Origin of the sequence: Thalassoglobus sp. JC818 (assembly GCF_040717535.1) — a bacterium.
Taxonomy (GTDB): Bacteria; Planctomycetota; Planctomycetia; order Planctomycetales; family Planctomycetaceae; genus Thalassoglobus.
Window position 1 is genome coordinate 39,802 of record NZ_JBFEFI010000006.1, and the last position, 23,267, is coordinate 63,068.

The following is a 23,267-nucleotide window of genomic DNA, read 5'->3' on the forward strand; positions in this document are numbered from 1 at the left end:
CTGTTCACATCGCCTCAATCTGTGTGAACTTTTCCCCGCCACTTGAGCGGTTTCCGACTCCGATTGAAGGTCAGCTCGAATCGTTCCATCCTACCAGTAAGAGTCGCTCTCACGCGGGAGCGGAGTGAAGTGAGATGACACACACCAACAACAGCAATCTCAACACTCACAGAAGCTGGAGTCGCCGCGAGTTTCTCTCGAGATCCGGAGGAGGTTTGGGAGCACTCGCATGTGCCAGCCTGCTCGCCACAGAACAGCAAGCCCAAGCAAACCAGACCGCCCGAGCCCCACACTTCGCACCCCGCGTCAAGCAAGTCATCTACCTGTTCATGCATGGCGGTCCCAGCCATGTCGACTTGTTCGATCCGAAACCGGTCCTCGAAAAGTATGCAGGGAAACCTCTGCCTGAGAGTTTCGGAAATGTGATGACTCGGCGGAAAGTCGGTCAAAACCCACTTCTGCCAAGCGTTAAGAAATTCCGAAAGCATGGCGAGTCAGGAATTGAGGTCAGTGAGTTTCTTCCTCATCTGGCTGGCCAAGTCGACGAACTCTGCGTCCTCCGAGGGGTTCACGGAGACAGCGTGAACCATCCGCAGTCAGTGTATCAAATGAACACTGGAAGCATTTTGATGGGCAAGCCAAGTCTGGGCAGTTGGGTCTCTTATGGTTTAGGAACGGAGAACCAAAACCTGCCGGGATTTGTCGTCATGCCCGATCGCGGAACCGGAATCAAAGGTGGTCCGCCAGCTTGGGGAAGTGGATTTCTGCCAGCGACCTACCAGGGGACGACTGTTCGAACCGGAGAGACGCCGATCCTGCATCTGGATCGCCCAAAAGGCATCAACGAACACCAACAGCGAAACATGCTGGACTTCATCAACTCCCAGAATCGCGAACATCTTCGGGCACGAGGATTGGATGGAGAACTTGAAGCACGCATCGAGTCTTACGAACTCGCATTTCGAATGCAGGCTGCCGCACCAGAAGCAATGAACTTTCGTGAGGAACCTTCTCACATCCAACAGCTTTATGGAATCGACCAACCGGAAACGAACGAATTCGGAACTCGTTGCCTGCTCGCACGAAGACTGATCGAGCGTGGAGTTCGGTTTGTTCAATTGTACTCTGGAGACACCAACGGCTGGGACGCTCACGCCGACGTCCTCCAGAACCATTCGCATTACTGCCAGGCCACGGATCTGCCAATTGCCGGTCTGCTGACGGATTTGCGGCAACGTGGTTTGCTGGATGAAACACTCGTCATCTGGGGCGGAGAATTCGGGCGAATGCCGATGAGCGAGCAGGGAAAAGGTCGAGATCACAATCCGTGGGGCTACACCGTTTGGATGGCTGGAGGAGGCGTGAAACCGGGCTTCACTTATGGAGCGACTGACGACGTCGGATTGCGGGCAGTCGAGCAGACCGTGCATATCCACGATTTACATGCCACGATTCTCCACCTGCTCGGATTTGATCACGAACTGCTGACATACTTTCACAATGGTCGCGACGAAAGGTTAACTGACGTCGCTGGCCGAGTTGTCCATGAGATTCTGGCGTGAACGATCTTTCGAAACTGCTGTCAAAACTCTGTTGCTCCGTCTTCTGCATTTCCGTCCTGAGTTGGACAGGTTTGGAACTCGCACACGCTTCCAAACCGTCAGCGAGTAACGAATCTGAAACGGAACATGTCAGCCTCGACGAACCGGAGATAACGGAAGCAGATCGCGACTATTGGGCTTACCAACCGGTGGAGCGCCCTCCTGTACCGGAAGTGGCCAACATTGACCTCTGCAACAATCCGATCGACCAATTCATTATCGCTCGATTGGAAGACAAAGGTCTGAAACCCGTTCCGCTGGCGACCAAACAACAGTTGATCCGGCGAGTCACATTCGACTTAATCGGACTGCCTCCCACGCAAAGTGAGATCGCAGAATTTCTGGAAGACAACTCTCCGGATGCGTACGAGAGACTTGTCACGGCGCTCCTGAATCGCCCCGGCTATGGCGAAAGATGGGCGCAGCACTGGTTGGACCTCGTTCGCTTCGCAGAAACCGACGGGTTCGAACATGATCATGTGCGTCCCGAAGCTTGGAGATATCGAGACTGGGTCATCAAAGCGTTCAACGATGGTCTACCTTACGACGAGTTTCTGCGACTTCAAATCGCCGGTGATGAAATCGCTCCCGACTCATCAGATGCTCTCATCGCGACGGGATTTCTTCTCGCGGGTCCAGATATGCCCGATATCAACCTTCAGGAAGAACGACGCCACAACTTCCTGAACGGCATCGCAGCCAACATTGGTGAAGTCATTCTGGGTCTTCGTTTCGGATGTGCCCAATGCCACCATCACCGGACTGATCCAATCTCGCAGCAGGACTTCTATCGTATCCGTTCTTTCTTCGAACCACTCGATCTGTTCAAAGACCATTCACTACCCGAAGCAGGCGCAGAACCTTCAAAAGCCCGCGTCGCCAAGAACCTCGCGAAGAATGTCCCTGTGAGTAAGGTCTACATGAAGGGAGACTTCCGCCGCCCGGGACCAGAGATCTCTCCACAGTTTCCTCGAGTCATTCAAACGAATGCTGAGCTGCAGGAACTGGATGAATCGGCGCACGGTCGACGAATTGCATTCGCGCAGTGGTTGACGGCTCCCGATCATCCATTGACCGCACGAGTCATTGTGAATCGCATCTGGCATCACCATTTCGGGGAAGGTCTGATTGGAACCACGAGCGACTTCGGTTGGATGGGGGATTCCGCCACACATCCCAAACTGCTCGATTGGCTCGCTGCGGAACTCATCGACTCGGGCTGGAACCTGAAGGCACTCCACTCACTCATTGTGAATTCCGCGACGTACCAGCGTGCGAGTCTTCCCACCGAAAACCTGTCAGCAGAAGACAAGGCCATTTGGGAAGAACTCATTGAACAGGATCGGAACAACCGCCTGCTCGGTCGACGCAACCGGCGACGACTCGAATCAGAAGCGATTCGTGACAGCATGCTCTCCGTGTCGGGAGAATTGAACCGTCAAACCGGCGGACCGGGAGTTCGCACCGAACTTCCCAAAGCAGTGACGTCGACGCTCCTGAAAAACCATTGGAAGGTCACTGAAGATCCTGCTGAACATGATCGGCGCACGATTTATCTGTTCATGCGAAGAAACTTGCGATTGCCGTTCCTCGAAGCCTTCGACAAACCCGACGCCAATTTGAGCTGTCCAGTCCGAAGCAAGACAACCATCGCTCCTCAAGCACTGCACTTGCTCAACTCAGATTTTGCAAGAGAACGCGCAACAGCCTTTGCAGCGAGGTTGACTCAGGAAGTCGATTCAGGAGCCGACTCGCAGCCCGAACGCATCAACCTCGCGTACGATTTGTGCTTCAGTCGAAAACCGAACGTGCAAGAGCTTACGAACTGTCTCGCCTTTTTGAACGATCATCCTGACGATGAAGTCGCTCTTATCGACTTGTGCCACGCCTTGATGAATCTCAACGAGTTTATCTACATCGACTGACGACATGCGCTGACGCGGCAAACTCAAGCAATCACAGCGCATGTCGAAAGCACCGCAATGTTTTCAATTCGACGATGTAAACAAGACTGCTAATTCTCTTCAACAAGATACTGCAGCCTTCGCTGAACGGTGTCGTTCTTGAGAACTGAAGGGCTCAGCATTTCTTGTGTTAACTCGAATTCATACCCAGGCTGTCCATCTCGAAGAAGCGTCAGGCTGTTAAGAATCAACCCTGCTTCAATACCGTCTTGTGTCTCTTTGAGAGCTCCCAGAATGACTTCTTGCGGCGGCACACCCGCAGTGAGGGCCAAGAACTCGGCCGCTCGGACTCGGACCAACGGTTCGTCATCGCTCTCAGCGAGCTTCTTTGCTCGTCTGGTGAACTGCTTGGCTGCGTCTCCCTGCACGGTGCATGAAATCAGTCCCCAATATCGTTCCCAGGGGTTTTCAGAATTCAATGCTTTGCGAAGTCCGGGCTTAGCTTCATCGAATGAAACAAGGCTGAGATCGGCAATCTCGACCAGCTTTACAATTTCCTTCTGGCGCTCTTGGCCAAACTTCTTCGGATTGTCGAACGCTTGCTTGGCGAGTTCGCTCTCCGGGTAAAAACTCAAATCCGGCAAGTCTGAGACAAACGATGACATGAGGGTCCTCATCTCCTTCAGTTTGTCTGCATGCGCCGGATCTCCGGCAAGGTTGGCCACCTCATGCGGATCAGCTTCGATGTCGAACAGCATCTCTGCCGGGCGAGGTCGGAAGAACTGCGATTGAACTTCATTCAGTTCACCTTGCTCGAAGCGTTCACGCCACTCCTGATAAGCCAGCATGATGTAGCGGTAGTTGTTCTGAAGCCCATCAACGTTGAACGGCTGATAGTTGCGAACGTACTCGTATTTTCCTTTTCGAATCGTTCTGACGACGTCGTACTTCTCATCAAATCGGTCAGCGTAGCCGAATGCGAAATCGCGAGACGCAACTTCCTGCGACTTGATCCCCTTTCCGAGGAATGCCTTTCCATCGATACCCGTTGGAACCTCCACACCTGCGAGATTGAGGGCGGTTGGTCCGAAATCGACGAAGCTCACAAATCCGTTTTGTCTGCTTCCGATTGATTCATCGACGAGATGCTTCCAGTTCTCAGGGACCCGCACTACCAGCGGAATGTGCAGCCCGCTTTCGTAAGCATATCCCTTTCCGCGAGGCAGGACGCCACCGTGGTCTCCGAAGTAGAAGATGAACGTCTCTTCCAGAAGTCCATCCTCTTCGAGTGCTTTCACAACGTCGCCGATTTCACGATCGACCATTTGAATTCGATCGTGGTAGCGAGCATAGGTGTATCGAAAGGTTTCCGTATCGGGATGGTAAGGAGCAACGAATACACTCTCGGGGTCGGTGCTGGTCTTCTCATTCAGCAATGTCTTCCGGGGAAAATGCAACGAGCTTTCGTGTGTCGTCTTGAAGCTCTGTTTGTAAAAGAATGGCTGCCCCGGAGCTCGTTTTCTCCATGAAGCCTTTCCGGAGGATTCATCCCAAACGCCTTCTCCTTCGATTGCGTTGTAGTCTTTCTTGCTGTTGTTCGCTGTGTAGTAACCCGCCTCTCTCAAGTAGTTCGGAAACATCCGCAACCCCTCAGGCATCGGAACCAGTTTCGACCGACGGTGATACTGTGTTCCAATGCGAGGTCCGTAACACGACGTAATCAAAGTCGTTCGCGCGACGCTGCAGACCGGGCTGTTGGAGAACGCGTGATCATAGATGATCCCGTGTTCGGCCAAGGCTGCGATGTGAGGAGTCTCAGCACCGTGCTCGTCGAAAAGTTTAAGGAAGTGCTTGGAGTTGTCTTCTGAAATCAGCCAAACAATGTTCGGTCGCTTCAACGAATCTGTTGCATTCGCTTCGGCTGCGTTCGCATCAATCCCTGAAACCAGAGTGATCAAAACTGCAAACACCGTGTGCGCGACATGTCGCAACGGAAGAAAACGAGCCATACAAAACCTCTTGGCGCAAAGATGTCGAGTGAGAACTGGTCGCTTAGGACATCTTGAGAGTTTTTGATTTGTTCAGCAATCCAAACGGAGACCGATGCTCTTCATTTGGACCATTTTCACAGATTCGCTGTCATAGCGATCACTCGAGCTGATGACGACTTCTGGAAAGCCGGACCAGCAGCAGGTGAAGAAACGTGCTCTCTGACGGACTTCAAAGCATTTGCTAATTTTGTGTGCACGATCTCGCACGAGCAAGCACAGCCTTTTAACTTCTGAAACAGTGCAAGCGAGTGCACAGAAAAGAGCAACTTGCTCTAGCGATCGCCGTCCGAGTCTGTGGTCTCGTTATTCGGCTTTCGATGTTCCATGAGGTCACGGACGATCGCAATTTGTGCCCGAACCCAGCGTCGATACTCTTCAGCGGAATCAAACGAGTACTCAAGGATCGAATTGTGATTCAAATAGGCTCTTGCTGACGATGACAACGCGATGTGAGGTGCAAACTTCACGATGTCACGGACTAGCAATTCGAAATTCGTGGTCGCCGAACTCGATTTTCTCTCTCCGAGATACTCGTAGTTCATCTCCTGTTCTTCGATTCGAAAACAACGATCAGGATGGTGAGTCGTGATCCACAACTCTCTCGCTTTTGGAAGCGAACTCGCTCGTTTTGTCGTCGAAGACGGGCCGGGACTGGACGCAGTCGTGAAGCGATCGGCCGGATTTTCGTTGTAAGAGAATGGGATCATGCCGACGGAGAGGAAGGCAAAACTCGTCCACGGTAGAACGGCAAATTTGCTTCCATCGAGTCCGACGAGTTCAAATCCGTCGGGGTGACACCGCACATGATGCAGCTTGGGAGAGTGTTCGAGGTCCGGAAGCGTTTCGTCACTCGCAACGGTGACACGGCACCCCGCCGAGAGAAAGTCCCTCGCAACTTTCAGAGCCGTTCCCTGCTCAAGATCGACAGCCACGATCCCTGGAAGATCATGAATTTTCTTGAGTGCATCCGTCGGGTGCATCTTCAGATTCTCAACGAGAATCTCATGCAGCGGAAGTCGATCTTTGGGCAGCGACTGTACAATCACCAGATAATGATTCGCGGATTCCATGACTTCCTACACGATTGCGCAACGATAGATTCCGACTCCAGTATAGAACCGTCGGCGCGGAGATGGAATCGTTTGCACAATCGCGCAATGAGCAAGACGCACTGCTCTCCTCATCGCGATTCATTCTACGACGAATCAGCGTCTGCTCAAACACGAGAGCGAATGAGGTGGAACAGCGAACCGCTTTAGCTTGCCTGGAGGCCTTCTTTTCCGATGCGGAAGCAGTAATCCCCGAAGGATTCCTGCTCTTGTCGTTCCTCTCGGTAACGCGCCAGAATTGGTGAGACGACCTGGCTGATCTCCGCTTCCGGGACTAAATCCTGAAACAGAAATCCAAGACGTGTTCCTTCAGGATTTCCGCCAAGATAGACGGTGTACTTGCCACGCGCCTTACCGACCAATCCGATGTCCGGAGTATACGGTCGAGCACATCCGTTCGGGCATCCAGTCATGTGAACAGTGATGCGTTCCCCAGCGAGACCATTATCGGCCATCGTCTGTTCCAGTGCCTCAATGACGTTAGGCATGATGCGTTCAGATTCTGTGACTGCGAGCCCACACGTTGGAAGCGCGGGGCAGGCAATCGCGTATCGTCGAATCAGAGACAGATCCTCTGCCAGCGCAACTCCGTGAGACTTCAGAATCTCTTCGATGTCCGCTCGATCATTGGGATCGACATCACATAGAAGAATTCCCTGAAGTGCAGTCAGGCGGGTTTCCATGCCGTACTTGCGGAGAATGACACGCAGAGCGGTCTTGAGCCGGAAGTCACCCTCATCTTTGATCCGTCCGTTGTCGACGTTGATCCCGAGGTACAGCTTTCCGTCACCTTGTTCGCGCCACCCCAGATGGTCATCGACACCGGTGACATCCGTTGGATGCGGTTCAGGCAACGCGCCTCCGAAGTACTCTTCGACCTTCTCCTTGAATTTCGGCAGTCCCCAGTCTGCGATGAGATACTTCATTCGAGCATATTTTCGATCTGCCCGATTCCCGAAATCTCGTTGAACTTTCACAACGGCTTCGCAGACTGCGACAACTTGCTCTGTTGTTGCGAAGGTCATCTTGAAACCAACGGCCGGGAAAGTGTCCTTCTTGGCAGGAGTCATCCCCTGCCCACCTCCAACGAGAACGTTGTAGCCGATGATCTTTCCCGATTCGACAATCGCCATGAGTCCCAAGTCCTGGGTGTAGATGTCGACGCAATTGTCCTCTGGCAGCGCGATCCCCATTTTGAATTTTCGAGGCAGATACGTGCGACCGTAGATTGGCTCGTTGAAGTCAACCTGAGCAACTTTGACTTTTTCATCTCCGTCAGTCAGCCAGATTTCGGAATAGGCAGAACTTCTTGGAGCGAAGTGCATCGCCAGTTTGCCAGCGAGAGATTGCATCTCGTCATGAACCGGACTGTTTGCAACAGGGGCCGGGCAGCACATGAAGTTTCGGCAAACATCCCCACAAGCAGAGAGGGTCGAAAGCTTGATGTCATTGATCGCCCGGATCGTTGACTTCAAATTCCCTTTGATAACGCCATGAAGCTGGAATCCCTGACGATCGGTGACACGCAGGGTCTGATTGCCATACTCATCAGCGAGGTCGAGTTCCGCGAGAAACTGCTCGGCACTTACTTTTCCGCCCGGAATTCGGCTACGGACCATGAACGAGTAGGCTTTGTTGCCGCCGCTTCGCTCGTCCCTGTTGTCTTGCTGATAGGTTCCATGAAACTTCAACAGTTGAGCATTGTCACCCTGGACTGTTGGTTCAGAATCGAGAAGGTCTTCGGCAATTGTTCCTCGCAAGAAACCGCTGGTTTCCTTCACTCCTTCCAGCTTACTGAGTTTCTCATCCGCCATTGACCTCTCCTCAATCCATCTTCATGCAAGTAAAATTGCTCACCTAAGTTTTCAAATCAACTGCCCGAACGACAGATTAACAGGTCTCCGAACTTGATGTCGAGACCTTTGAATTACTGTCTCAGATGCAGAAATCGCTCGCCAGGTTCACCAAAACGAACCGGCGATCAGCAAACTCCCAGTCGTAGGAATTGCCATTTTGATCCAAGAGCGAGCCTGGCTCGGCGGAACTTTCGCCACTTCGAACAAACTCATTGGATCAGGAAATTGGCCGATCGAGCAGATCGGGACATTTCCTTCAGTTTCTTGATTACTCGCCGGGCGGTTCAGTGTCGACATCGTGCCATTTCATGGCTTGAAGCATCGGCTCAATTCGAAGAACCACAATTCCGCCTTGAAATAACCTGACCGTGCCCGTCGACTCCGAAACGGCAATTGCAATCGCATTCGTCGCTTTGGAGATCGCAGCAGCAGCCCAGTGGCGAGATCCCAGTCCCTTGGAAAGCGTCAATTCTTCGGCAGGTGCGTCCAGCATTCGACCAGCCCCCATCACACATCCGTCTGAGGAGATCACGAAGGCACCGTCGATCTGGGCGATTTCCTTCATGCTTTCCCGAACACGCGGGCTTGTGATCATTTTCTCTTTTTTAGGGTATCCTCGAAACGGGTCGTGAATCCCTTCATGAGACATTTCAAGCACTTTGCGGTGGTTTCCGACCACGAACAACGTGCCCACCTTTTTCCCTTCGCGACCCTCACGCCCGACTTCCACAGCCAAGTCGACAACTTTCCGAAGCGTCTGCAACGGAACCTGAGTTTCCAGTCGCTGCAGATCTCGTGTCGTCAAGCGAGCAAGATGTTCGCTCAGGTTGATCAGGCTGACTGTGTCGAGATTTTCTCTTTCAAAACCAGCATAAACCGCGATGATTCGATCGCCCGTTTGGACCAGATCGTCTGCGATCGCTTCGAGCAGTGATTGGCTCAATTGAATTTGCCGGGTTTGTGGCTCTTCATTGAGCGGGACGAGAGTCAGTCCGTCGTCCAGTACTGCCTGCTGAACTTCGGGGAGATGCGAAGCGACAATGAGAGGAATTCCCCTCAGAAGTTTTTTCACTTCTTCGAAGTCGTAAGCGATTTCTGCGAGCAAAATTGCAGCGCGACATTCCGCGTCCACAGCCAGTTTCCGGGCGGCCTTAAGCAGTCGCACAAGCGATGCTGGAAGCTCGGTTCTGGGCATGCAATTTCCATATCAGCAGGGTGACTTCTGGCGAGGTCATGGTTGTGGAATCCGCACGAATTCAAATTCGAAGAGACTGAAGATGCCCATCAAAGTCTCAATTTGAGTGCGACACTCTCGATGACGCCTTCGAAATATTTTCGGGAATCCATCACGCCATGGGAGCCGAAGTGTATGGAAATTCCCGGTCAGGTCAAACCAACGAACTGGACTTTGACAACCGGTGAACTTCGACTAGACGCGAGATTCTTCCCGGCCTGTTCGGGGACGGCACCTTCACTTCTGATTCGCAGTAACTCGCACGTGGAAATGCTGTTTCCGAGCGAAATGAACGCGTGCAACCGTCTGACGCGACACGATCAAAGTGGCCTAAAACAGACCTTCACCGAATTCATCGGAGCGTGCGGTTTCTGAATTGGCCGTTTTTCGAGAGCGTGTGGATCGACTCGGCCGAGGGCTCTGACGCTGCTGGCGTTCATCCATGCGGACTTTCATTCCACCGCCAGCCCGACTCGGACGCCCTTTGACATCCTTCGTTGCTTCACCGTTTCTGCGAACCGGTTGACGGTTTCGATCCCGCTGCGGCAGTTCAGGTTCGCTCTCTCCCATGCTGATCGCGACCGCATCGAATTCGCCGTAATCGTCGTAACGACACACGTATTCTGCAGTTTGAGCGAGAACAACTTCCTGCTCGTAAGCCGTGATGACACACTCTTGAATCATGTCACGGCATTCTGAATGAATTGGGTGCGCGATGTCGGCGTAGAGTTTGGCTTTCCCATCAGAGTGCTTGTGCGAGCGATCATCATTCAAAGCGACACCGCAGTGATTGCAATAAGCTGCGCGCAGCTGGTTCTTGCCTCCACACTTCGGACACCGATCAGTCAGTTTTCTGCTCGGCATCGCAACGAACGGACCTTTCGTGCCTCGAATAATCTTGAGATCGCGAATCACAAACGCAGAATCAAAAGTAATCGAACAGAATCCAAGGAGTCTGTCTTCGTACTCGCATTCCATGAGTTTAATACGCACTTCTGTAATGTTCATTGGTCGCTCCTCGCTCTCTGAAATTGGACAAAACTCGCCCACCCCAAAGAAAAACTCCGGTCCTGGCCTCTGGACTGACATTGAATTGAACTGGTGTCATACTCCCGATGTCGTTACCCAAACTCTTCCAATCCCTCGGCTTTGCAGCCTCGCAGCGACCCGCCGGGCATGACGTGCGTTTCGGCAAATCCCGAAACACGCTGAGCCACTCCCGGTCATTCCGCTGGCCACCCCACTTTCGTGAGACAGATTCAGCAAAACCGACTTCACGTCTGCATTCAATGTTTCCGCAGCAGGCTGTAAGGAGTTTTCAATCACAGAACTCCAGACAACTTGCGAATTTGATTCCGTCCAGCGACCTTCCGAATCGGCCGCCTCTTGAGTATTTCCATTCCCTCGAGTGTTTTCAGCGAGACGTTTCCAAAGTCGGAAAACTTCTCCAGTGGCCAATCCCGAACGTGGCTTCACGATGACGAAGTGAACGAGTCGGCCTAATCGAGCTGGCTCAATCTTCTCTCCTCGCCCTGTGCAAATCGCGATGGGGAATGAGTCGAGGAAAAAGTTCAGATCACTTCCGAGCTGTGCTGCGAGAGAATGCAGGCGATCGCGGGTTAAGTTCAGTTCCCACAATTGATTCAGTGCGACGAGTGTCGCGGCCGCATCGCTGGAGCCGCCGCCCATGCCTGCTTCGCTGGGAATCCGCTTCTGTAAATGAATGGAAACCCCTTTGGAGCAATTGGTTTCCGATTGAATCAAGCGAGCTGCTTTGGTGATCAGATTTCGTTCATCGTTCGGGCACTCAAAAGAATTTTGCGAATGCCGGTGCCCAAGATCTCCGTCAGAAACGGAAAGATGAATGTCTGATTCAGGAAGCAGCCTGAATGAAAGAGAATCAAAAATGCCCACAGAAATCATTACTGTGTGCAGGTCATGGAACCCGTCGGGACGCTCTCCCAAAACCTGTAATGACAGGTTGAGCTTTGCAGGGGCAAGTACGTTCAAACACGTACCCTGACGATGAATCCGCATGGGAGACACGTTTCTGTGTAGGATCGAATTGTCGATGTTTTCAACGAATGTTGCCTTGGAATCGATGACGCCGATTCCTCGGGATTTGCGAGATGACTCGCAGCATCAGATAGGATTTTGTCGATCTTACGGGCGGAAATACTAAAGTCAAGAGTTGACTTCTTGAGCAAGCTATTTGGTAAAGAATTCCGGGCGGGCCAAAGAGAAAGATCGCGGGCAAACTGTGTGGTTTCCCCTGCTTCATGCCATCAGTCTTCACTGTTGAATAAGACCAGAATCACCATCAAATTCAGTCGGCATCGATTCTCACGGGCGTTCATTGAGTGCGGCGACTTGAGTCGAAACTCCCGAAGTCGTCACGATTCAGCAACCTCTCGTCGTCTGTGACTGTTCAATTTGACAGATTCAAGGATTGTGAACATCGTGCCGATAACTCAGGGGCACTGAATGCCGGACACAATGTCACGGAACTCGCTTTCAAGCGATTGGTGGAGTTTCACGGAGGACCATCATGAAGCCGCGTTTACGTCTGTTCACTGGAGAAGACGAGACTTTTGCCCCGGAACCACCAACCATCACGATGACTTTCGGCGAGTTACTGGAAGTGATCAAGGATGCATCCCGGTCGGGGCGAACGTGGATCGAAGACTTTCACAACGATGATGTCCAGATCCCCGAAGATCTCTACGACGTTCTGACGGAATACCGTCGACTCCGCCCCGGAGCGTGAGTCGCTGACCAACATCCAGCAGGTGACTGATTCGCAGCTTTCATCTTTGAGCGAGTCCGACTCAACTCGATTTTCAGTGGAAGAATCGCTTTAAACTCGTCACGACGACCCATTTCTTCCGCCCGCCGAATCAGTCACATCGATCCACGCATGAAGTGGAACGCGAACAATTCGACCGCTTTCTCAAATCGATGATTGGGTCGGCACCTGCTCTCAGACGAAATTCTTTCGTTTGATTGAAAGACGAGCTATTCGCTCTCAAAGCTCTGCAGAGAAGCTGAGAGCGTTCCGTCGGCATTAAAGAATGCTGAACGCGATTTGTTCTCAAGCAAGTTGTGAAACCATGCGAGTGGTCTATCCCCCAGCCTGGACTGCATGAGCTTTCGCGCGAGCGTCTTCTGCTTCTTGAATCATTCCGCATTTGACGTAGATCACCGACAACTGCGTATACGAGAACGCGTCGTTCGGATTGATTTCGCAAACTTTCTTGGCGTGCTCGACCGCCCCCGGAAAATCTCCCATTCGCTGCAGATAGACAGCCAATGCGGAATGGGTGTCCGAATGATTCGGATCGATTTCCAAGACTTCTTTCAGCTTTGCCACAGCCGCAGGAAGATCCCCCTGATTCTTCAGTTCAATGGCTTCGTCGTAGATCTCGTGTGGACTGGGCATTGTCCGCTGTTCCTCGTTTTTTCTTGAAAGCACAAAAGCTGGGGAACACTTTTCTCTCCCCGAGTGTCACGCTGACGAGTCTCCTTGTCAGCCAATAAACCATCATATGGTTCATCATCTGAATGAGAAGCCTTGAGCATTGATCGATTCCGAATATCGAACCAGATCACCGGAGCCTGCAATCAACTCCAGTTGATGTTCGCTGATAAAACTTGGAGAGCCAACGAGCGAAAGCAGAATTTCAGAGAAACAAACTGTTCCGTGAAAATCTCATCAAAACATGGTTTGACGCCTTCGTCTCTGCTCGGTAGTTTACGCCGCATACACAAGATTTGCGGATCACAGAAATTGATCCAACGCTGCTCAACGACAAACCTGGAACAAGGGTCCAAAAAATACCTGATTTCAGGAAAGTCCGCGTTGTGACGATCCGATCAAATAGCAGTCAGCAAATGACTTTGGCGCAGTAGCCAAGTGGCCTAAGGCGACGGATTGCAAATCCGTTATTCCCCGGTTCGAATCCGGGCTGCGCCTCTCATCAAAGCCTCATCAATCACATTGATTGGTGAGGCTTTCTTCGTGGCCTGTTCTCAAGCCGTCAGCTGCTTCAATACAGCTCCGAATCGGCCCAATCTAGACAACAGTCCGGTGCGATTCTTCTTTTCAGTGCGGCAAATCACAAATTCGCCGTTCGAGCATGCCGATATTCAACTGTGGAACAGCTCATCATTTGATTTGTGGATTCGTTGTGAAAGCGATTCCCGAACGAGACTCAGTCGAACAAGCCAGCGAAACAGTTGTGAAGCGCAATTCACACCGAAGACGGCGCAACTTCACGGCTCTTTTTCACCGAAGCTACAGCGTCATTGGTGCTCGGACTGATCTCTGCCCCAGCATGAAAAGGATTTCACCCGAATGAAACGGACTGCACTATATTCCATCGCTCTTGTCCTTTTCGCGACAGCATTCTCCCACACAAGTCAGGGAGCGCCACCGTTTCTGCCGACAAAGTCTGCCGGGGCGAATCAAGGCGATGCCGTTCAATGGCAAACAAATCTGCACAGCGCTCACAAGATCGCCACTACCGAGAACAAGCCGATGCTGGTTGTGTTTGGGGCCGACTGGTGTCACTTCTGCAAGAAGCTGGAAAAGGAGACTTTGACCTCTCCTGAGGTCAGCAAATACGTCAATGACAGCTTCGTCGCAGTCCATCTCGATGCAGACACAGACAAAAAGGCCGCTGAGATTCTCAACGTGACGGGACTTCCCTGCACAATCGTTCTCAGCCCAAAAGCGGATCTGCTGGGACGCATCGACGGCTACTACACACCTGGCCCCTTCTACCAAAAACTCGCAGAGGCCAAGCAGAAGCATCAGGTCGTTCAACGGACTTCGATTACGAAGTAATCGAAGTCGATACCCACAACAAAAAACGAGAGCACCGGGTGAACCGGTCTCTCGTTTTAAGTTGAGGAATGGCAATCAGCGCGAATCGCTATGTCACGTCAGGATTTTGACACGACTCCGCGTTTCTTTTCGATGAGATCGAGAAGGTCTTTTTGTGGGGTCGCAAATTTCGCGAGCCCTTCTTTCATCAGATCATCTTCCATGAGTGCGAAGTCGACCTTCTCGTCGATTTCGCTGCAGACCTCGTCAGAAGGAAAATCACCGACGCGTGACTCAAAGGTTTTTCCAGACATCTCCTGCACTGCGGTATTCGTTCCGGGCGGGTTCGTCTGAATATCAGAACCGGCAAGTGCAGCGACGTATTTGTCCTTGGGATCTTCGGGCATCTTGGTTCCCATGCTGGCAAAGATCATCTCTTGTTGCAGCGGAAGCCCTTTGTCTGCCCAGAACTCTTTGTTCTCTTTCCAAATTCTCTTGGCATTCAGAATTCCAACCTGACCCTGAGCCGCATCGGACAAATTGGAGTACTTCTTGTCGGTGTAGGCATCGATGCGACTGACGAAAATACTGTAAACCGACTTGAGCGTTTTCGGGTCTTGTCGCTGTTGCGCCCCTTTCCAGATGTTGTCGCGGGCAATCTCATACTGACGCGATGAGAAAATGAGCGTGACGTTCAACGTGACCCCGGCTGCCGAAAGGCGTTCCAGAGCCGCAAGTCCCCCTGGAGTGGCGGGAACTTTGATCATGCGGTTCGTATGCCCTGCTGACCACTTCTTTCCGAGCTCCACGTAACGATCTGCCCTCTCTTCCACGGAGAGCGAACAGTCTTCATCTTCGAGGAGTGGATCAAGCTCGAAGCTTACATACCCATCGTTGCCGTTGGTCTTCTTGTGAATCTCTTCGAACTCTTTTTGCGCACGCCGAACGAGCCGATCGGTCAACTCCCAGGCGATCGCTTCGTTGTCTAAGCCCTGTTCGACCAGATCGGAAATCTCTTCATCAAAACGCCCCGACTTAATGAGATCGGAAACAATCGCAGGGTTTGATGTGGCACCGGTGGCTCCGAAGGAAAGATTCTCTTTCACAAGGTCCGGGTCGACGCTGTCGAGCCAGAGCTTCGTTCCGGACTGGACCAACGATTCGAGCGGTGTAACCACGGGAAACTCCTAGATCAGAAGAATGAAATCAACGTCAAGACTTGTTCAATCACCATGAGCAATTCGCGTACAGAGTGCAACCGGAAAGGTCGATTTCACTCTGATGCAACGCCCGATTGAATCGACTATTCGCTAGGAGTGAGACTCTGCGACAAATCCAGAAGCTGATCGACAATCTTCTCCGAAGCATCCAACTGAACATTGTTAGTCCCGAGCCACGTTTCGTAGCCTCCCAATTCATGCTGAGCGGGAGTCGGAAGATACCCGTAAGATCCATTGGCGAGTTCGATCGTAAATGCATCGTCGAATGGAGAGCGGTCTTTGAGTTCCAGTCCGATCTCGGTAAAGACTTCGAACGGAATCGCATGCACTGCAAGATCGCCGATGCGAATCACCTGAAGTGGTACTTCGATCGACTGCGGACCGCTTTCAATCCGCTTGATCCGATCAATGTAGGTCAGCACATGCCGGTGTCGTTCTTTCTCAGGCAGATCCATGACTGAGGTGAAGTACTCTTTCATCTCCGGAGTCGGTTGGCGCACCTGAAGTTGCAAGGTGGACTTTGCAGATCCCAGCTCGACGTAGTCGTTCCAGGTGATCTCTGTATAAGCTGCAATCACACGTTTGGCCAACTTCTCTGCGACGATCTGCATTTGTTCGTAGGGCTCACGAGAAGGACGTTTCCCGGTGAAGTTGATGTTGTTGACATCGCCGCTGGTTCCGTTGGTCATCATCCCGACGAACCGAGGATACTGCGCTTCGGGATCGAAGTGTCGCTGAAGCAAGTCAGCAAAAATCCCGAAATAATCGGCAGAGACTTCTCCCGACTGGACTCCTCCAACATAGTGCAGCGAGTAATTTGCCAGGAGCGCCAGCGGCTTTCCTTCTTTGGACTCGACAGCGATGAAAGAGACTTCGGGATCAACCGGGCCGGCCGGGCGAACGAGAGTCGCACTGCCTCGCGGCGGATTCATGCGGACCTTGTCGACGCCTCCGAATGGATTCGTCAGCAAGTCCGGATCAGTTACATACCAGCGGCGATTGAACAACTCCGAGGCTTCCTCGACGCTTCCCCATCCAATGCGGGCAGGAACCATCTGATTGAGCGCGCGTCTGACGCAATCTGTAATTCGCTGGGCAAGAAACTCCTGATAGCTGGCGAGGTTGGAAACTGCTTCAGTTTTGCTGCGTCCTCGAGCTGTCGTAGCGGAATGAGTGTGTGTCGAAGCCATCAGAATGTTGTCGACATTCAGATCTGTTTGTTCCGCGATCTGTTCGCGGGCAGCATCGAAGACTTCGCGAGGAATCCCGACGTTGTCACAAATCACAAACCCCAACGTTGTCTCTCCATCGTTGAGAATCAAACATCGTGCATGGAGTTCATCGTGAATATGTGTGCAAGGAATCGGTGCCCACCCCCCAACGATCAATTCCCCGAGCGGAGGAGTAATGTTGCTCGTCGCTGCCCCTGCTAGAAAGACCCGGTCTTCGGCACGAACAGTGGTTGCCAAGCAAAGCACCACACAGACACACGCAATCGAGCAACGTCGTAACATGTTCATCTTCACCTCGATTTAAAGGGATCGATACGACAACCAGCATACCGATTCTTCCGCCCCAAACCATCCCACCAGTTCAATGCTCCATCCCCCACGGATCGAGAGTCCGTGTCAATGCAAGAAAGCTGGCAAAGCACACGATAAGTGCTTTGCCAGCTTTCGATGTCATCTCAAGAACCTCATTGCGAGTCTGTCCTCACGAACGGTTCGCAATCGTGCATTCGGTGACCATAAAGTGACATTTCAATCACTCGGTCGAATGCACTGCGGAAACGACTGTCACTAACCAGCGACAGCAGCTTTAAGGTCTTCGACTTTGTCAGTGTTTTCCCAAGTGAACGCTTCACCTTTTCGTCCGAAGTGACCACCTTCGGCAGTCTGTCGGAAGACAGGGCGACGCAACTGGAGATGATCAATGATTCCCTGTGGATTCAGTGGGAAGACTTTTCGAACGGCCGCTTCAAGACGACTTTCATCGACAGTTGAAGTTCCGTTGGAGTCGACGCGAATACTCACTGGATCGACAACGCCAATCGCGTATGCAAGTTGAACTTCGCACTCGGTCGCCAGTCCAGCAGCGACGATGTTCTTCGCAACGTAGCGAGCCATGTAGGCAGCTGAGCGGTCGACTTTGGTCGAATCTTTTCCGCTGAACGCTCCACCGCCGTGTCGTCCCCAACCGCCGTATGTGTCGACGATGATCTTTCGTCCGGTCAGTCCACAATCACCGTGTGGTCCACCAATCAGGAACTGGCCAGTCGGGTTGACGTGATACTTCGTTGAAGCGTTGAGCAACTCCGAAGGAACTGTTGCAGGGATGATGGTTTCTCGAATGTAAGCTTCGATTTCATCGCGTTTCACAGAGTCACGGTGCTGTGTCGAAAGCACGATCGCTGTGATTTCGGCAGGCTTTCCGTTTCCATATCGGACAGAAACCTGACTCTTGCTGTCCGGGAGCAACCAGTCAACGTCTTTGCTGAATCGCTTTTCGTTGAGGTGGTTCAGAATGCGGTGAGACAACGCAATCGGAAGCGGCATGAGCTCTTCGGTCTGATCGCAAGCGTAACCGAACATCAAGCCCTGATCGCCTGCACCATCAGCATCGACACCCATGGCGATGTCGGCACTCTGCTGATGAAGCAGAACATCAACTTTACAGGTATCAGCATTGAATCCGATGTCGTCGCTGGTGTAACCGATTTCACGGACCACGTTCCGAGCGATCTTTTCGACTTCGTCTTTCGAGATGTCTGGAGAAGTGCGGATCTCTCCAGCGAGGCAGAGATAGTCAGTTGTGCACAACGTCTCGCAGGCACAACGAGAATTTGGATCTTGCGCGAGAAGCGCATCAAGAACACCGTCGGAGATCTGATCCGAAACCTTGTCCGGATGCCCCATGCTGACCGCTTCGCTTGTAAAAATAAAGTTCTTCGACATTGTGTTCCTCAGAAAGTGAAGTCACCACCAGATCAACAATCCCAGCGTCGTTCTGCAACTCGCGAACTTGAATGCCCACTGAGCAGATTCAGAGTGTTGATCTGCGACGGGAATTGTCTCGGCAACAGTTTCGGACAGTCTCCAGAGACAATCGGAGATGTCGGATTGCTGAAAATTAAGCGAAGTATGTTAGCTTTTCGCAATCTCGAACGCCAGTACTTCGCCGTCTTGCCCAATAACAGAACTCATGAACGGGTGAGAAAGAAGGCCTCAATGCCCCATTTCATCAGATTCTACGAATCGGGATTCCAAGAATCGCCCGTCTTGCCTGATCCATCGACAACGCGGATTTCCTGATTACGCAGATTGCACCACCCGATGTTCGTTAGCGATTTGGCCAGCTCATAAAAATAAACATCGACCAGTCCGTCTGCTGAAATCTGCTCGATCGAAGGGCAAACTTCCGGGAGGTCGATCGACTTCACGAGAATCAGCGATGAATCACCCAGTTGAATCGCCAGCGAAGCAGCGATCGAGTCACTTGTCACATCCCAACTGGCTGGCAAATCCGCATGCTGGCCGTAATCGCTGGCAGGATCATAAATCACAGTATGTCCCTGCTTCCAAGCCGAATCGAAATCGGAGAGAGCATGAACGATCGTGGAATTTTCGATGAGTTGTTCGAGAAGCTGGCACGACATCGACATCGCCCTAATCGCGAGCTCGTGTGAGGTTTGTGGACTGAGTTCGTGAATTCGGTCGAGTGAACGGACTGCGTCAGCGAACACCCCGCCGCCAGGGACCAGAACGACTCGATGTTGTTCGAATTGTTCGACCAACTCTCTGAGGCGTCGCGAAAGATCTGGAAGTGTGAACAGACTTCCACCGATTTTCATGACGATGATCGAGCCCCGAGTTGGATGACTCGTCATTCCGATTTGCTCTCGTTTTGAATTCGTTCCAGAAGCGGATCGTTCAATTCTTCGAGCCTGTGAAGAATCTTGCTGCGAAGTTCGGCAGCGACAGCTTGTATGGCTGGGTCGTCCGAGTCAATCAGGTTCTGTAACTCGCCCGAATCGTTTTGCAGGTCATAGAGTTCGTCACGCCCTGGATTTGCGAAATCAACGACAAGTTTCCATTGGTGAGTCCGCCAGCATCGCATGTCCACAAACGCGCCGTGTCGCATGCTGTACTCGGCATAAAGGTCATTCGGCCAAGCGATTCGCAGCCCTTTCAGCATCGGCGTGAAGTCACGTCCACGCAGATTCAATCCATTCGGAATCTCGATGTCGGCCATTCCGAGCAGTGTCGGAAACCAGTCGAGATTGGTCATTGTCTGAAGCACGGTCTGCCCCTGCGGCAGAGCATCTGGCCAGCGAATGACGGTCGGAACTCGTAACGCCTGATCGTAAAGATTCGGTCGCCGCTTACGATCAATGTTGTCCCATTGCTGTTCCGGCAAATCATTGAGCATCCAGTGCGCGTTCCCTTTGAACCACAAACCGTGATGGCCGTTGTGATAGCCGTGATCGCTGGTGTAAACAACGATCGTATTCTCTGAGAGATTGAGTTCATCGAGCAGATCGAGGATGCGTCCGACATTCCGATCGACGCTGGCCACGCTCGCGTAATATTCGCGAGTCATTTTCTTGACACGTTCCACATCGAGATCTGGATGACTCGGCTCCGGAAGTTGCGGATCGAGGTCTCGATACGGTTCCCAGTCTTCGTCCCGAGTTGGCAGCCAAGCTGCATGCGGCTCGCGATAATGAATGGAAACCAGAAACGGCTCACTCTGGTTTCTGGTCATAAAGTCCAACGCGTAATCGGTGACCAGATCGACAGTGAAGCCTTCTTGCTTCACGTCTTCTCCGTTGACTTCAAGGACCGGATCTTTGGGAGGACATCCACCATCTCGGATGCCCATGAACTCATCGTATCCAAACACGGTTGGATGAAACCGATCTTCCGTTCCGAGGTGCCACTTCCCGGAGAGACAAGTCGCGTAGCCAGCTTGTTGCAAGAGTTCCATCCACGTGACAGCTTCCGGATCGAGGCCAAGTTCTGCTTCAGCAGTGGGATGAATCCAGTCGAGAATTCCGAATTCGGTCGAATACCGACCTGTGACCAGACCAGCACGCGAAGGGCTGCAAACAGGAGTCACGGTAAATGCGTTGGGAATGACAATTCCGCTGGCAGCCAGGCGATCAATGTTTGGAGTCTTCAAGTCCGGGTTTCCGCTGAAGCCCGTGGCCGTCGGTGCTTGATCGTCGGTGTAGATGAACACGATGTTCGGCCGCTCAGCACACACAACCGATGGCAAAAAGAGAAGAAGTCCGAGAAGCCCAAAAATCATTCGTCGAAGCTTGGTCATGAAATGGCTCTCTTGGATGAAAGAGGTTGGATGAAGATCGTCTTAAAAACTGGCACGCGTCATCGTCGTCTTTCCAGAAGCTCCGAACAAGAGATCGACTGCTGGACTTAAGTGGCTGACCAGATTTCTAACTGACTCGGCGCTGCAGTTCACAGCTACGTTCGCAACATTCAATCCTTCATAGACTTACGCAATCACGCAGCGGATTTCATCGCGAAGCAGAAGGATTCTCCCACTCCTGAGCTTCTGACGTATACAATATTTGCAGCGTCCCAAATGGATTGACCCGGACCACGGAAACACTTCTCGAACAGTTTTTCGGAAAGGTTTGACGATGACGACCGCGAAGAAGATTGCCGCGAGGAATTCGAAGAAGACCACGTTGTCGAAGACCAACAACACCTCTTCTCCGCCAACGATTGGCGGCTATTTGATTCAGCGACTTCAGGACTACGGCCTGAAAGACATGTTCGGGATTCCGGGAGATTTCGTTCTGGGATTTTACGGGCTGCTCGAAGAATCGCCGATCCGCATGATCGGCTGTACTCGCGAGGATTGTGCGGGTTACGCGGCGGACGCCTATGCTCGAATTCATGGACTCGGAGCAGTCTGCGTGACTTATTGTGTTGGTGGGCTGAGCACGTGCAATTCCATCGCAGGAGCCTTCGCTGAGAAGTCTCCGGTCGTCGTGATCAGCGGCGCTCCCGGTGTGCAAGAGCGGCGAAACGATCCGTTGCTTCACCACCGGGTTCGAGACTTCGGAACTCAACGTGAAGTCTTCGAAAAAATCACGATCGCGAGCGCTGACCTTCACGATCCGCTCACAGCCTTCCGTGAAATTGACCGATGTTTGGACGCAGCTGTTCGATACAAACGTCCTGTCTATCTTGAACTTCCAAGAGATCGAGTTCATTCCCCAGCCATCGCGCCGCATGCGCCCCCCACGTTTGATCGCACCAGCCACCCTGATGCTCTGAAGGCTGCGATTGGCGAAGCACGTGAGCGCATCGCAAAAGCCAAACAGCCCGTCATTCTCGCGGGGATTGAGGTTCATCGCTTCGGTCTGCGCGAGCAGATTCTGGAGCTTGCTGAGCAGAATCAAATTCCCATGTGCGCAACATTGCTCGGCAAGTCAGTCATCAGCGAGCGACACCCGCTGTATCTCGGCGTTTACGAAGGAGCGATGGGGCGCCGCGAGGTGACGGAATATGTTGAGAACAGCGACTGTCTCATCATGCTCGGCGCCTTCATGACGGACATCAATCTCGGAATTTATACTGCCAAGCTCGATGCCCAAAACTGCATTTCTGCCACGACCGAACAGCTTCGAATCGGTCATCACCACTTTCACGATGTCCTGTTTGAAGACTTCGTGAACACTCTTCAAGAGGCCCCGATCCGGCCGGACGCAGAAGCAATTGAAATTCCGAAACGGCAGGTTCTCAAGAAGAGTAAATCGACGGATGCCGACGCTGTCACGATTCAAAGTCTGTTCGGGCATATCGATCAGATTCTGGATGACAACATGGTCGTCATCGCAGACGTGGGAGACTCTCTGTTCGCGTCATCTGATCTAACAATTCACAAGCACACAGAATACTTGAGCCCAGCGTACTATACGTCGATGGGATTTGCGGTCCCGGCTGCTTTGGGAGTGCAAACCGCTGACAAAAACTTGCGGCCAATTGTTCTGGTCGGCGATGGTGCCTTCCAGATGACGTGCATGGAATTGAGTTCGATCGTGCGAAATCACTTCAACCCGATTGTTGTCGTGCTCAACAATAAGGGTTACACAACCGAACGTTTCCTGCAGGAAGGTCCATTCAACGACATACTTAACTGGAATTATCATCGTATTCCCGATCTCTTCGGGGCTGGTTGGGGATTCGAAGTGAGAACGCTCGGAGAATTGAAGCAGTCGATGGCAGCTGCCCTCGCTCACAAAGATGCGTTCAGTTTGCTGAATGTGCATCTTGAGCCGAACGATATCAGCCCTGCCCTGGAGCGACTCGCAGAAAAAATGAGCCAGACACTCTGATCGGATCCATATTGTCTGAAGATCATCAGGCTGTCATTTTGAGTCGATGGATGCCTGCGAAAACACTATGATTTCCGCACTTCCATGACGCTCTCAGCGTA

Annotated in this window: 17 protein-coding genes and 1 tRNA gene; 6 read left to right on the plus strand and 12 right to left on the minus strand. The window is 52.2% G+C overall.

The features are described from left to right. Positions 1-134 precede the first annotated feature (134 nt). Together AB1L42_RS16260 and AB1L42_RS16265 are read left to right on the plus strand one after the other, a co-directional pair. Complete coding sequence (locus AB1L42_RS16260; protein WP_367058059.1) at positions 135-1,562, plus strand: DUF1501 domain-containing protein; 1,428 nt, start codon at positions 135-137, stop codon at positions 1,560-1,562. Continuing rightward, positions 1,559-3,526, plus strand: a complete 1,968-nt coding sequence (locus tag AB1L42_RS16265) for a DUF1549 and DUF1553 domain-containing protein (RefSeq protein ID WP_367058062.1) — start codon at positions 1,559-1,561, stop codon at positions 3,524-3,526. Before AB1L42_RS16260 ends, AB1L42_RS16265 begins: the two co-directional genes overlap by 4 nt. Positions 3,527-3,615: 89 nt before the next feature. Here the strand turns inward: AB1L42_RS16265 and AB1L42_RS16270 are convergent, their stop codons facing one another. The 6 genes from AB1L42_RS16270 to ispE all read right to left on the minus strand — a co-directional run bounded on the left by AB1L42_RS16270 (position 3,616) and on the right by ispE (position 11,792). Continuing rightward, positions 3,616-5,514 carry a sulfatase gene (locus tag AB1L42_RS16270; RefSeq protein ID WP_367058065.1) on the minus strand — a complete coding sequence of 633 codons (1,899 nt, stop codon included), beginning with the start codon at positions 5,512-5,514 and terminating at the stop codon, positions 3,616-3,618. A 314-nt stretch (positions 5,515-5,828) separates the two neighbouring features. Then, positions 5,829-6,626, minus strand: coding sequence for a hypothetical protein (locus AB1L42_RS16275; RefSeq protein ID WP_367058068.1), 798 nt, complete (start codon positions 6,624-6,626; stop codon positions 5,829-5,831). A 185-nt stretch (positions 6,627-6,811) separates the two neighbouring features. Beyond that, positions 6,812-8,479 (minus strand): NADPH-dependent assimilatory sulfite reductase hemoprotein subunit, encoded by a 1,668-nt coding sequence (locus AB1L42_RS16280; protein ID WP_367058071.1) that lies wholly within the window; start codon positions 8,477-8,479, stop codon positions 6,812-6,814. Between the two features lie 310 nt (positions 8,480-8,789). Further along, positions 8,790-9,716, minus strand: coding sequence for a DNA integrity scanning protein DisA nucleotide-binding domain protein (locus tag AB1L42_RS16285; protein WP_367058075.1), 927 nt, complete (start codon positions 9,714-9,716; stop codon positions 8,790-8,792). 369 nt (positions 9,717-10,085) lie between these two features. Next, positions 10,086-10,763, minus strand: a complete 678-nt coding sequence (locus AB1L42_RS16290) for a SpoVG family protein (RefSeq protein ID WP_367058078.1) — start codon at positions 10,761-10,763, stop codon at positions 10,086-10,088. Between the two features lie 96 nt (positions 10,764-10,859). Continuing rightward, entirely contained in the window at positions 10,860-11,792 is a 933-nt protein-coding gene (gene ispE, locus AB1L42_RS16295; RefSeq protein WP_367058081.1) for a 4-(cytidine 5'-diphospho)-2-C-methyl-D-erythritol kinase, read from the minus strand. 511 nt (positions 11,793-12,303) lie between these two features. On the opposite strand from ispE, the gene AB1L42_RS16300 reads away from it, so the two are divergent. Next, positions 12,304-12,522: a hypothetical protein gene (locus AB1L42_RS16300; RefSeq protein WP_367058084.1), complete on the plus strand. Its 219-nt coding sequence runs from the start codon at positions 12,304-12,306 to the stop codon at positions 12,520-12,522. 354 nt (positions 12,523-12,876) lie between these two features. Here AB1L42_RS16300 and AB1L42_RS16305 read toward each other — a convergent pair whose 3' ends face one another. After that, entirely contained in the window at positions 12,877-13,194 is a 318-nt protein-coding gene (locus AB1L42_RS16305) for a tetratricopeptide repeat protein (protein ID WP_367058087.1), read from the minus strand. A gap of 460 nt (positions 13,195-13,654) precedes the next feature. Here AB1L42_RS16305 and AB1L42_RS16310 point away from each other — a divergent pair. Together AB1L42_RS16310 and AB1L42_RS16315 are read left to right on the plus strand one after the other, a co-directional pair. Continuing rightward, positions 13,655-13,728, plus strand: a tRNA-Cys gene (locus tag AB1L42_RS16310). A 381-nt stretch (positions 13,729-14,109) separates the two neighbouring features. After that, a complete protein-coding gene (locus tag AB1L42_RS16315; protein WP_367058090.1) occupies positions 14,110-14,601 on the plus strand; it encodes a thioredoxin family protein in 492 nt (163 codons plus the stop codon). Between the two features lie 98 nt (positions 14,602-14,699). On the opposite strand, the gene AB1L42_RS16320 is transcribed toward AB1L42_RS16315, so the two are convergent. The 5 genes from AB1L42_RS16320 to AB1L42_RS16340 form a co-directional block, all read right to left on the minus strand. Further along, the gene (locus tag AB1L42_RS16320) at positions 14,700-15,758 is read right to left on the minus strand and encodes a transaldolase family protein (RefSeq protein ID WP_367058093.1); all 1,059 of its coding nucleotides are present in this window, start codon (positions 15,756-15,758) and stop codon (positions 14,700-14,702) included. 125 nt (positions 15,759-15,883) lie between these two features. Further along, positions 15,884-17,314 (minus strand): neutral/alkaline non-lysosomal ceramidase N-terminal domain-containing protein, encoded by a 1,431-nt coding sequence (locus AB1L42_RS16325; RefSeq protein ID WP_367058096.1) that lies wholly within the window; start codon positions 17,312-17,314, stop codon positions 15,884-15,886. 285 nt (positions 17,315-17,599) lie between these two features. Beyond that, entirely contained in the window at positions 17,600-18,754 is a 1,155-nt protein-coding gene (gene metK, locus AB1L42_RS16330) for a methionine adenosyltransferase (protein ID WP_367058099.1), read from the minus strand. Positions 18,755-19,047: 293 nt separating this feature from the next. Next, positions 19,048-19,686, minus strand: coding sequence for a uridylate kinase (locus AB1L42_RS16335; RefSeq protein WP_367058102.1), 639 nt, complete (start codon positions 19,684-19,686; stop codon positions 19,048-19,050). Beyond that, positions 19,683-21,128 (minus strand): sulfatase-like hydrolase/transferase, encoded by a 1,446-nt coding sequence (locus AB1L42_RS16340; protein ID WP_367058105.1) that lies wholly within the window; start codon positions 21,126-21,128, stop codon positions 19,683-19,685. Before AB1L42_RS16340 ends, AB1L42_RS16335 begins: the two co-directional genes overlap by 4 nt. Positions 21,129-21,462: 334 nt before the next feature. Between AB1L42_RS16340 and AB1L42_RS16345 the strand changes: the two genes are divergently transcribed. Next, the gene (locus tag AB1L42_RS16345; RefSeq protein ID WP_367058108.1) at positions 21,463-23,166 is read left to right on the plus strand and encodes a thiamine pyrophosphate-binding protein; all 1,704 of its coding nucleotides are present in this window, start codon (positions 21,463-21,465) and stop codon (positions 23,164-23,166) included. Positions 23,167-23,267: the final 101 nt, after the last annotated feature.

What these genes read in the sequence shown, in the direction of transcription:
- AB1L42_RS16260 (WP_367058059.1), top strand. Translation starts at nt 135, where the DNA reads ATGACACACACCAACAACAGCAATCTCAACACTCACAGAAGCTGGAGT.
- AB1L42_RS16300 (WP_367058084.1), top strand. Translation starts at nt 12,304, where the DNA reads ATGAAGCCGCGTTTACGTCTGTTCACTGGAGAAGACGAGACTTTTGCC.
- AB1L42_RS16340 (WP_367058105.1), bottom strand. Translation starts at nt 21,128, where the DNA reads ATGACCAAGCTTCGACGAATGATTTTTGGGCTTCTCGGACTTCTTCTC.
- AB1L42_RS16280 (WP_367058071.1), bottom strand. Translation starts at nt 8,479, where the DNA reads ATGGCGGATGAGAAACTCAGTAAGCTGGAAGGAGTGAAGGAAACCAGC.
- AB1L42_RS16345 (WP_367058108.1), top strand. Translation starts at nt 21,463, where the DNA reads ATGACGACCGCGAAGAAGATTGCCGCGAGGAATTCGAAGAAGACCACG.
- ispE (WP_367058081.1), bottom strand. Translation starts at nt 11,792, where the DNA reads ATGCGGATTCATCGTCAGGGTACGTGTTTGAACGTACTTGCCCCTGCA.
- metK (WP_367058099.1), bottom strand. Translation starts at nt 18,754, where the DNA reads ATGTCGAAGAACTTTATTTTTACAAGCGAAGCGGTCAGCATGGGGCAT.
- AB1L42_RS16275 (WP_367058068.1), bottom strand. Translation starts at nt 6,626, where the DNA reads ATGGAATCCGCGAATCATTATCTGGTGATTGTACAGTCGCTGCCCAAA.
- AB1L42_RS16325 (WP_367058096.1), bottom strand. Translation starts at nt 17,314, where the DNA reads ATGTTACGACGTTGCTCGATTGCGTGTGTCTGTGTGGTGCTTTGCTTG.
- AB1L42_RS16305 (WP_367058087.1), bottom strand. Translation starts at nt 13,194, where the DNA reads ATGCCCAGTCCACACGAGATCTACGACGAAGCCATTGAACTGAAGAAT.
- AB1L42_RS16290 (WP_367058078.1), bottom strand. Translation starts at nt 10,763, where the DNA reads ATGAACATTACAGAAGTGCGTATTAAACTCATGGAATGCGAGTACGAA.
- AB1L42_RS16315 (WP_367058090.1), top strand. Translation starts at nt 14,110, where the DNA reads ATGAAACGGACTGCACTATATTCCATCGCTCTTGTCCTTTTCGCGACA.
- AB1L42_RS16335 (WP_367058102.1), bottom strand. Translation starts at nt 19,686, where the DNA reads ATGACGAGTCATCCAACTCGGGGCTCGATCATCGTCATGAAAATCGGT.
- AB1L42_RS16285 (WP_367058075.1), bottom strand. Translation starts at nt 9,716, where the DNA reads ATGCCCAGAACCGAGCTTCCAGCATCGCTTGTGCGACTGCTTAAGGCC.
- AB1L42_RS16270 (WP_367058065.1), bottom strand. Translation starts at nt 5,514, where the DNA reads ATGGCTCGTTTTCTTCCGTTGCGACATGTCGCGCACACGGTGTTTGCA.